Here is a 3,408-nt window from a genome sequence, read left to right on the forward strand (position 1 = left end):
CGCATCTTCGGTCCCTATGTCCACGACCTCTCCACAGCCCCGCGCGACAGCAGCATGAGAGCCGCAGTACTCGATCACATCGACAACGGCGGCTGCCTCATCAGCGGAGGATGCCTCCTCTGGACAGACCACCTCGACAAATGGGGCACCCAATTTTATCTCCACCAATCTTCTACTCCCCAAAGTTGACATCTTCTCAAACACATATTACCTTTCGCCTCACAAATAACACCCTCGCTACTCGTATCCCCGTGTCTTTGTGTCTTTGTGTGAGACATTTATCCAATCTCATATCTTTCGCCCATGTCCAACACCCCCGACATCGCCGTCCAGAACCTCGGAAAAACTTATGAAGTGCCCCAGCGAGAACCCGGATTGGGCGCAGCGATCAAAAGCCTCGTCTCGCGCACCACACGCGACGTCGAAGCCGTCAAAAACATCTCCTTTGACGTTGCCCCAGGCGAAATCGTCGGATTCTTGGGACCCAATGGCGCTGGCAAAACCACCACCCTCAAAATGCTATCGGGTCTGCTCCACCCCACAGCCGGCGAAATCTCAGTCATTGGACACACCCCTTATGCGCGCCACAAAAATTTTCTCAACCGCATCACCCTCGTCATGGGCCAGCGCAACCAGCTCATGTGGGACATTCCCGTAGCCGACTCTTTTGAACGCAACCGAGCGATCTACCGCATTTCTCACGGCGAATACAACAACACCCTCGACGAACTCAACGCCTTACTCGACCTGAGCGAATTGCTTTCCAAACCCGTGCGCAATCTCTCATTGGGAGAACGCATGAAATGTGAAATCGCCGCAGCCCTGCTCCACCGCCCAAAGATTCTCTTCCTCGACGAACCCACCATTGGCCTCGACGTCACCATGCAGCGCCGCATCCGCGCCTTCTTGGGCGAATACAACCGCCGCCACAGCGCCACCGTATTGCTCACCTCGCATTACATGGCCGATGTCGAAGCCCTGTGCAAGCGCGTTATTGTCATTCACCACGGCGAACTGCTCTTCGACGGCGATTTGAGCGCGCTCATCGAACGCTTTTCACCTCACAAAACCATAGTCGTCGATCTCGAAACCGAACGCGCCGACCTCTCCTCCTACGGCGAGGTCGTCACCGCCGAGGGCAACAGTGTAACCCTGCGCGTACCCAAAACAAAAACCGCCGATGTCACTGGAAAATTGCTCGCCAATCTGCCCGTCATCGACCTCACAGTTGAAGATCCACCCATAGAAGAAGTCATCGAACAGGTGTTTTCAAATTGAAACATTATACCGCCACCTACTGGGCCTTTTTCAAGACCTCATTACTCGAACAGTTTCAATATCGCGCCGCCATGGCGATATGGATGATCGGTCGCATACTCGAACCCATCATCTACCTCACCGTATGGACGACAGTCGCCCATGCACGCGGGGGCAGTGTGGGATCCTATTCACCTGCCGACTTTGCCGCTTATTACATCGTACTCATGCTCGTCAACCAATTCACCTTCTCCTGGATCATGCACATATACGACTTTCGCATTCGCCAGGGCGAACTCTCCAACTTCTTGCTCAAACCCATACACCCCATACACGCGGATATTGCCGAGAACATCGCGTACAAAGTCATGACCGCTGTCATCATTTTTCCCACGGCAACTTTGCTCTTCTTTCTCTTTGACCCCAACCTCGCCTTTCACATCCAGACATTCGCCGTCTTTTTACTCGCACTGGGCATGGCGTTCTTCATGCGATTCTTCATCGAATGGACCCTCGCCCTCGTCGCCTTTTGGACCACGCGCAACGAAGCCATCAACCAGATGTACTTCACACTCGGCCTATTTCTCTCTGGACGCATCGCGCCTATTGACCTGCTACCGGGTGCCATCCAGACCCTCGCCGACGCGCTCCCCTTTCGATGGGCTATTGCATTTCCCGTCGAACTCATGCTCGGTCGTCTCTCACAAGAACAGATCTGGAACGGATTCACCATGCAAGCTATCTGGCTACTCGCGGGTTTTCTGTTAATCCAACTCACCTGGCGGTCGGGCGTCAAAAAATACTCGGCAGTTGGATCATAAGGACGCTATCCATGTACTACTTAAAGCTAATATGGACCTTCTTCCGCATTGGCATCCTCAACGAAATGGCCTATCGCGTGAACTTCTATGTCCAACTCCTGCAATCCCTCCTCAGCCTGGGCACAGCCATCGCGGGCCTGGCAATCGTGTTTTCACACACCGATACCCTCGGCGGATGGCAAGCCGTCGATATCCTCGCCCTGCTCGGCGTATTTATGTTCGTAGGCGGCGTGATCGGCATGGTCATAAATCCCAGCATGAGCCAGCTCATGGACGATGTGCTACGCGGTATATTCGACTACACCCTCACCAAACCGTGCGACGCGCAATTCCTCGCCAGCATCTCGCAAATCCGCGTATGGCGGCTCACCGACATTCTACTCGGCGCGGGCGTGCTCGTCGCCGCGCTGATCTACCGGGGACTTGATATTGGTCCGCGAGAAGCCCTTGCCTTCGCCTTTGTTCTCTGCACTGGGGGCAGCATCATCTACAGCTTCTGGCTCATACTCGCCACCCTCACCTTCTGGTTCTTGCGCATCGAAAACATCCTCCACATCTTCCAGAGCATGTACGAAGCCGGCCGCTGGCCCATTGGCATCTACCCACACTGGCTGCGCTATATCCTCACATTCCTCGTACCCGTGGCATTTGCCATCACAGTACCCGCCGAAGCACTTTCGGGCCGCCTGACGCCCGAAAGCACGATCACATCTGGCCTGCTGTGCGCCTTTCTCCTCGCCTTCTCGCGCTGGTTCTGGAAACGCGGCCTTAAAAATTACTCCGGCGCATCGGCATAATCGTCATGCCCGTTTGACTTTCCAGATTCTATCGGCTATTTTACACCCTGCTTTCAGCACCAGACAATACACATAAGGAGTTTCACAATGGCTTACCAACTTCCCGAACGCGCCGAACCCGAAGCACCTGAAAAGAACGAAGTCGTACTCATTGCCAACGGCGACCTGCGCTTATCTGCCAACCAGATGTGCTGGCCCGCACAAGAAGCAATGGAAAAAACCATCATAGCCGCAATCCAGCGCGAAGGATGGAAAGTTCGCCGCGGACACCCCTACAAACCAGACGAGGAACACGGCTTTATCGGATCGCAAAAAGAGGGCATGGCCGTCTTCAAAAACATCCATCCCGACGCCCCCCTCATCGTAGCCGAAGCCGTCTGGCAATACAGCCACCACGTGCTTCACGGACTGATCTCACACCGCGGCCCCATCCTCACCCTTGCCAACTGGTCTGGACAGTGGCCCGGCCTCGTCGGCATGCTCAACCTCAACGGCTCCCTCACCAAAGCCGGGGTTGAATACAGCACCCTGTG

5 protein-coding genes are annotated in these 3,408 nt (G+C 54.9%); all 5 read left to right on the forward strand.

From position 1 onward, the window contains the following. Positions 1-189: hypothetical protein (locus OXG87_00775; protein MCY3868053.1), on the forward strand; the 189-nt coding region annotated here is incomplete at its 5' end. Positions 190-303: 114 nt separating this feature from the next. Then, a complete protein-coding gene (locus OXG87_00780; protein ID MCY3868054.1) occupies positions 304-1,278 on the forward strand; it encodes an ATP-binding cassette domain-containing protein in 975 nt (324 codons plus the stop codon). Continuing rightward, complete coding sequence (locus tag OXG87_00785; GenBank protein MCY3868055.1) at positions 1,275-2,078, forward strand: ABC-2 family transporter protein; 804 nt, start codon at positions 1,275-1,277, stop codon at positions 2,076-2,078. The genes OXG87_00780 and OXG87_00785 overlap by 4 nt, the downstream gene beginning before the upstream one ends. Before the next feature lie 11 nt (positions 2,079-2,089). Next, positions 2,090-2,875: an ABC-2 family transporter protein gene (locus OXG87_00790; GenBank protein ID MCY3868056.1), complete on the forward strand. Its 786-nt coding sequence runs from the start codon at positions 2,090-2,092 to the stop codon at positions 2,873-2,875. Positions 2,876-2,962: 87 nt separating this feature from the next. Then, a partial coding sequence (locus OXG87_00795) for a fucose isomerase (protein MCY3868057.1) occupies positions 2,963-3,408 on the forward strand: 446 nt, incomplete at its 3' end.

It is taken from the genome of Gemmatimonadota bacterium, from assembly GCA_026706845.1.
GTDB lineage: Bacteria > Latescibacterota > UBA2968 > UBA2968 > UBA2968 > VXRD01.

Excerpts from the sequence above, each read along its gene's own strand:
- OXG87_00780 (MCY3868054.1), top strand. The coding sequence starts at position 304 with ATGTCCAACACCCCCGACATCGCCGTCCAGAACCTCGGAAAAACTTAT.
- OXG87_00790 (MCY3868056.1), top strand. The coding sequence starts at position 2,090 with ATGTACTACTTAAAGCTAATATGGACCTTCTTCCGCATTGGCATCCTC.